The organism is Kitasatospora sp. NPDC101235 (genome assembly GCF_044767505.1).
Classification (GTDB): domain Bacteria; phylum Actinomycetota; class Actinomycetes; order Streptomycetales; family Streptomycetaceae; genus Kitasatospora.
On the sequence record NZ_JBIWNZ010000063.1, the window covers coordinates 9,552 to 16,355 of the forward strand.

3 protein-coding genes and 1 pseudogene are annotated in these 6,804 nt (G+C 72.5%); 2 read left to right on the forward strand and 2 right to left on the reverse strand.

Annotation, left to right across the window (positions count from 1 at the left end; genetic code table 11):
• Window positions 1-521 precede the first annotated feature (521 nt).
• Together ACIRRH_RS42975 and ACIRRH_RS42980 are read right to left on the reverse strand one after the other, a co-directional pair.
• On the reverse strand, window positions 522-872 hold the full coding sequence (locus tag ACIRRH_RS42975; RefSeq protein WP_403078848.1) for a hypothetical protein: 351 nt from the start codon (window positions 870-872) through the stop codon (window positions 522-524).
• Between the two features lie 493 nt (window positions 873-1,365).
• Window positions 1,366-1,632 (reverse strand): hypothetical protein, encoded by a 267-nt coding sequence (locus ACIRRH_RS42980; RefSeq protein ID WP_403078850.1) that lies wholly within the window; start codon window positions 1,630-1,632, stop codon window positions 1,366-1,368.
• A gap of 458 nt (window positions 1,633-2,090) precedes the next feature.
• Here ACIRRH_RS42980 and ACIRRH_RS42985 point away from each other — a divergent pair, with 458 nt between their 5' ends.
• Complete coding sequence (locus ACIRRH_RS42985) at window positions 2,091-5,717, forward strand: WGR and DUF4132 domain-containing protein (RefSeq protein ID WP_403078852.1); 3,627 nt, start codon at window positions 2,091-2,093, stop codon at window positions 5,715-5,717.
• Window positions 5,707-5,922: pseudogene (locus tag ACIRRH_RS42990) on the forward strand (transposase); the annotation flags it as partial. The gene ACIRRH_RS42985 and the pseudogene ACIRRH_RS42990, both read left to right, overlap by 11 nt.
• Window positions 5,923-6,804 lie beyond the last annotated feature (882 nt).

Genomic DNA, 6,804 nt, shown 5'->3' on the forward strand with positions numbered 1-6,804 from the left:
GGCCGACCCGCCCGCCACGCCCCCCCCGCCCGCCCGCCCCACGCCCGTCCCCCACCCCCAAGCCCCGCGGCCGGCCCGCCCGCGGGGGGGGCCCGGACCGGTCCTTCCCGGCCTGCCTACCGGTACTCGACCCTCAGCGCGAGCCCGGACGCTGGCGAGGAAGACAGGCCAGCCTCTCTGCCCCGGGCGCTACGGGCGCGTTCCGGCCCGTCAGCGGGCCCGGACAGGCGACATGGAAAACGACAGCGGCGTTGATGCCGTTCGCCCCGGTGCGGTCTGGGTGCGGGGGCGTTCTTGCCTGCCGGTGAATCCTCACGCGCCCGCCGGGAAGCCGATCCGGCGGGCCGCGTCTTCGTACAGCCACACACACCCGTTTGACGACAGGGGAGGTCCGATCGTGGCCGAGTCTGACGTTACCGTTCCCCGTCAGCAGCCGCCTCCGGACGGGCCGAAGGAGAATGAGGCCGGCTTCCCGCACCATCCGCAGCGGGCGCCCCGGCACCAGCGCAGCCAAGGGCGAGTCAGTCGAGCACGCGGATCTGCCCCCACTCGCGCGGTGAGATCGGTCCGGGGCCTTCGTGGCCGGGGTCGGTGCCGTCGAGCTGAAGGTGGGGGCGCAGGGTGCCGGGTGCGGGCAGGGTCCGGTCGGGGATGACGGTGCCGGTGGACAGCCTCCGCCGGGCCACGGCTTTCTTCGCGACGGAGACCCGATGACAGTGCACCCGTTCATCGAGGCGGAGAAGCAGGCAGGCCACAACGTCAAACGGGCGTGTGAACTGCTCAAGGTCTCCCGAGCCGCCTTCTACGCCCGCCGTACCGCCACCCCCGGTCCGCGCGGTGCGCGACGCGGAGCTGACCGAGAAGATCACCAAGGTCCACGGGACCTCCCGCGGCACCTACGGCTCCGCGCGTGCACGCTGTCCTGCAGCGCGACGGCGCCCGGTGCGGCCGGCGAAGGGTCCCGCGCCTGCACAGGTCCGTCAGGCCGCCAAGCTCATGGCCCGGTCAGTCGCCGCACGAACCAACGCCTGATCAGATCCGGTCCGGCAACCCACTCCGAGATTCCGCAGAAGCCAGATCCGTTGTGAACGAACGCACAGCTCTCAACCGACCTGGCAAACCTGCAGCTCAGGACGAGATCCACGGACATCCCGAGTGCGACAGGACACTCGGCCAACGCCGAACATGTCGCAGCGCCGGAACGGCCGCAAGGCTGTCGCTCGGCGAAGCCGTAGCGCGGCCCCGTCTCTTCACCCTGGTCAACGCGTTGCCGGCCCGTCGGCCAAGTCGATGGGGTCGCTGCAGGCCTCGTGCAGGCAGGACAGTGCTGGCCGCTGCGTGCACGCGGCTACCAACTGCGCCCGCCTACACGCCGTCCAGCTCGGACATCTTCTCCAGGAGCGCGAGCACCTCAGCCTCGCCGCGCTCCTGCGCCCACCGGCGCAGGCTCCAGACCGCATCCCTGTAAGCGTCCAGCACCTCGTGCACCGGCACGGTCACGTCAGCCTCGATAACCCCACCACCGTCGGGCGCCGGATACCGGTCGCACACGCCCACGACTCTCAGCTCTCGGCCCTCCGTCAGCAACAGCTTCGTGAAGAAGGGCCCCTCGAAGAAGTAGACATCGCCCACCCCGCCATCCAGGGCATGGCGGATCGCCGTCCCCAACCTCACGGGTCAGAACAGCTAGCGCATTCGGGTGCTGGCCAGGGTGCGGTAGCCGAGCGCACTGAGCCCAGCTACGTAGGTCGCCGTCGACCGCAGTGGTGCTGTAGTTGCCGCTCGGGCCCGACGGGTACGGCGGGGCAGGTGGCGGGCGTCTCAGCACGGGGACATCGAGGGGGCTACCGGTCGGTCGGCCAAGTCCGACCATCCGAGCGCCCGGGACGCCGCCGGGTGTTTCATCCGTTGCCGGGGCCTGTGCTGGTCACGGCTTGGACGTCGGTGTTCGCCGAGCGATGCGTTCGGGATGCGGGCCTCCGTTCAGGGTTGCGCATGCTTCCCCAGGGGGACGGCCGCAGGTCAGCTTGTCGGTGGGCCTCGTTACTGTTCCTCACCTGATCAACTGTTCGAGGAGAGGGGCGGAAGCTGTGCGGCGCTGGGAGTTCGTCGAGGGGGACTCAGACAAGTTCTGGGAGGCCGGGGTCGACGGTGTCCTGGTGACCGTGCGCTACGGCCGGTCCGGCACTGCCGGGCGGGAGCAGACCAAGACGTTCCCGACCGCAGAGCAGGCGCAGGCGCACCTCGCCAGGGCGGTTGCCGAGAAGGTCCGCAAGGGCTACCGCGAGACCGGAGCGGATCCGATGCCCGCGGCTCAACCCGTGCCGCCCACCCCGCCGGCCGTCGTCCCCGAGGCCCTGGACAACGCCCCGGCCGACGAGGACACCTTCGTGCTGCCGGACGCCTGGCGCCGAGTTCTGATTCCCCGCCGGGGCGGCGTCCTGCGCCCGCCGGCCGCGCCGGTGAAGGGCGCGGTGAACGCGTACCACGCCGCGCTGCGGCAGATGGACGACTGGCTGGAGCAGGCGCTCACCTCGGACCGCAGCGACGCGGAGCTGGTCGAGGCCGCCCGTGCCCACCAGTACGGCAGCCGGAACCCGCTCGGTGCGGCGGTGCTGGCCGCGCTGTTCTCCAGCCCGGCCGACAACAAGATCCGGACGGCCGTGGACGCCTGGGCGGCGGAGTTCGGTCTGCCGTTCGCAGCCAGGGCCACCGTCGAGCTGTTCACGGTGTCCGTCGAGACCGACTGGCACAACTCCCGCAGCGTCAATCCCCGCGTCCGTCGCGGGACCGACCCCAGGACCGCGGTGTACCGTCCCGCCGCGGACCGGGTCCGGTCGCTGCTGGCGGCGTGCGACGAGCAGACCCACCGCGCGGCGGCCGAGGCCCTGGCCGGCTGCCGGAGCAGCCTGACCCGCCTGGTGGCGGCCGCCTACCTGGTGCCGTCCGAGTCCGCCTGGGCCGAGGAGTGCGTGGAGTCCGCCGTCCGGCTGGGCTCCGCCGAGTGGTCGATGCTGCTGTGCTCGCTCTCCTCGGCCAAGCCGCTGGAGAAGCTCCCCCAGCTGCCGAGCCTGGGCTGGGACGGCTGGTCCGCCGAGATCGTCGCCACCGTGGCGGAGGGCCTCGGAGGCGCTGCCGCGCCTCTGCTGCTGCACACCCTGGCCACCGGCTACTTCTACAGCGACAAGCGGAAGCAACTGCTGAACGCGATCGCCGAGCTCCCCTCCGACGACGGCTTCCGCGGGCTGCTGGCCCATCAGAACGACGACAAGGCCGCCCGCGGAGCCCTGCTGAACGCCGGGCGCCGCTTCCCCCGGCGTGCTCTGCGCCTCCTCGCGGAGGCCGCGGCGGCCCCGGCCGACCCGGCCCTGCAGCGGCTCGCCCAGCAGCTCCTGACCGGCCACGTCGCCGCGCACCGCGCCATCGCGCTCGACCTGCTGCCGCAGCTGCCACCGGAGCAGGCGGCCCTGGTCGAGCCGCTCACCGAACTCGGCGACCGGGTATCGGACGTCCCGACCGAGTCGCTGCCAGAGCTGTTCACCAGCCCGCCGTGGACACGGCCGCGCTCCACCGGCAATCCCCGCGTGCTGACCGGACTCACCGCGCCGCAGGAGCCGCGGCTGCGGTGGCTGCCGGGTGAGCGGGAGGCCTGGGCGGCGGCCGAATCCTGGTACAACGGCTGCTCGGACGGCGACTGGCAGCGGATCGCCGGCACGATGCGGGCCGGCAGCGGGCAGTCCGACAACGCCCGGTTCCGCTCCAGCCTGCACGAGGAGGCGGCGCTGTTCGCCTACGGCGACGAAGAGCTGGGCCGGCCGCTGATCTCGCAGTGGCGCGGCGCCGCACACATCTGGGACGCCGAGAACGCCCTGCGCCGCATCGCCGCCCGCTTCGGTCCGGACGCACTGGAGCCGATCCGGGCCGCCGCACTGCAGAACCCGGCCGCGCACTCCTCCCTGCTGTTGCCGTACCTGGACGTCCCGTTGGCCGAGACGATGGCGGACTGGCTGGTGCGCCTCAAGGCGGCCGGGGACACCGCGCGTTCCTGGTTCGCCCGGCACGGGCTGGACGCCGCCCGGGTGCTCGTGCCCTCCGCGGCCGGGACGACCGGGGCGGCCCGACGCAACGCCGAGCACGCCCTCCGGTTGATCGCCGCGGCGCAGGGCGTCGCGGCGGTGCGGGCGGTGGCGGCCGAGTACGGACCGGAGGCGGAGGAGGTGGTGGCCGCCCTGCTGTCGGCCGATCCGCTGCTCAGCACGCTGCCGACGAAGCTGCCCCAGCCCGGTGACTGGGCGGATCCGGTGCTGCTGCCCCAGCTGCTGGTACGCGGCGGCGAGGGCGCGCTGCCCGCCGAGACGGTCCGGCACGTGCTCACCATGCTCGCGCTGTCCAAGGCCAGAGAGTTCTACCCGGGCCTCGACCAGGTGGCCGAGGAGTGCGAACCCCGGTCCCTGACGGACTTCGGCTGGGCCGTGTTCGAGCAGTGGCGGCTGGCCGGCATGCCGGCCCAGGACGGCTGGGCCCTGCACGCCCTCGGCCGGCTGGGCGACGACGAAACGGTCCGCCGGCTGACACCGCTGCTCCGCGCCTGGCCGGGCGACGGGGCGCACCACCGCGCGGTGGACGGCCTGGAGGTGTTGGCCGGGATCGGCAGCGACGTCGCCCTGCTGCACCTGCACGGCATCGCGCAGCGGGTGAAGTTCAAGGCCCTCAAGGCGCGGGCGCAGGAGAAGATCGCCGAGGTGGCCGCCGGTCTCGGCCTGTCCGGCGATCAGCTGTCCGACCGCCTGGTGCCGGACCTCGGGCTGGACGCCGACGGGACGACCGTCGTCGACTACGGCACCCGGACTTTCACGGTGGGCTTCGACGAGCAGCTCAAGCCGTACGTGCTGGACGCGGCCGGCGTCCGCCGCAAGGACCTGCCGGCCCCGGGCGCGCGGGACGACGCGGAGCTGGCACCGGCCGGGCGCAAGCGCTTCGCCGCGCTGAAGAAGGACGTCCGCGCGGTCGCGGCGGACCAGATCCGCCGCCTGGAGGACGCCATGGTCACCCGGCGGTCGTGGACGGCGCAGGAGTTCGAGCAGCTCCTCCTCGGGCACCCGCTGCTGTGGCACCTGGTGCGCCGGCTGGTGTGGCTGGCCGAGACGAACGGCACGGATACGGCGTTCCGCGTCGCCGAGGACCGCACCCTGGCGGACGTGCGGGACGAGGCGTTCACCCTGCCCGCCGGGGCCACCGTCCGGATCGCCCACCCGCTGCTGCTCGGCGACGACCTGGCCGCCTGGTCGGAGCTGTTCACCGACGACGGGATCCTGCAGCCGTTCCGTCAGCTCGCCCGCCCCGTGTACACGCTCAACGACGAGGAGCGGGCGGGCCACCGCCTGACCCGCTTCGAAAACGGCCCGGTCCTGCCCACCACCCGGCTGCTCGGCATGGAACGGCGAGGCTGGCAGCGCGGCGAGCCCCAGGACGCCGGGGTGGAGCGCTGGCTGTCCCGCCGGGTCGGCCCCAACCGGTACGTGGTGCTCGCCCCGGAGGACGGCATCGCCGTCGGCGCGCACGACGTGTACCCCGAGCAGCGGGTGGAGACGGTGTGGCTCGACGTCCGCCCGGGCGACTACTGGACCCGCGGCCGGACCTTCCCGACCTTCGCCGAACTCGACCCGGTGACCGCCTCCGAGGTGATCGCCGACCTGACCGAGCTGACCGCACCGTAACGGCGCACCACCCCGCCGACGACGCGCACCACCCCGGGGCACCACCGCCGAGGAGCACCCCCAGCGGCCGCCCAGCGCCGAACACCGGCGCGTGCGCGCCCGCGTCGAGCACACCTTCGCCCGCATGAAGAACTACAAGATCCTCCGGGACTGCCGACAGAAAGGCGATGGCCTGCACCACGCGTGCAGGCCATCGCCCACATGACAACCTCGCCCGAACCGCATGAACCAGCAGGTCAGATTACACACGGACCTGCCCCCGCCCAGCCTTCTGTGGCCCGGCCTCGCTCATCCAGCGCAGGATGTGCTGGTCGTCCGTTCCGCCCGTGCGGAAGTGACCCGTTGTATTCCCAGGGGAACCGGGAGGCCGCGTGCTCGCGTTTTCGAGCTTGACCGTTTGGTTCGTCATCGCCTTCTCGACGACGTCCGGGCCATGCAGGTCGGCTGCTGTCCCTCCAGCGGAGCATCACGCGTCCGACCTACTCCCCGCCCACGACGCGATCGCCCTGGGCCGGGCCGACACTCGCTGACCCAGACTTGCACAGCCGCCTCGCCGATCGGGTCGCGCTTGACCCGGACCGGTTGCCCCTTCCAGCGGGCCGGGTCGACGGTGGCGACGACCGCGCCATCCGGGCGCTCCGGGGTCGGGGCGGCGGCGTAGCGGGTGTGGGCCTGGGCCCAGGTGTTGTCGGCGGCGAGGTCGAGGTCGAGCCGGTCGGTGCCGGCGGCGGAGGCCAGGTACTTCTCGGCCCACGAGCGGGCCCATGAGGGGAGGGCGAGGAACTGCTCGGACTCGGCGAGCGGGAGAAGCAGGCCGTGGGAGACGAGCCGCCTGCACGGACTTCACGGCACCGAGTTGGCTCTGCAGGATCAGGATGTTGGCGAGGAACGCGAGCGTGGAGAAAACCCAGGTCAGCGTGGCGCCGAGCGGGTTGCCGACCAGGTCTGCCGAGGTTCCGATGTACCCGGCCTCGGGCCGACACCACAGAAGTGATGCTGTTGGTGATCTTCACTGGTGAGAGTGAGATTGCAGTGATCGGAAGCCGCTGAGCACGCCTGCCTGTTGTCCTGGCCTGAAGGTTCGGGC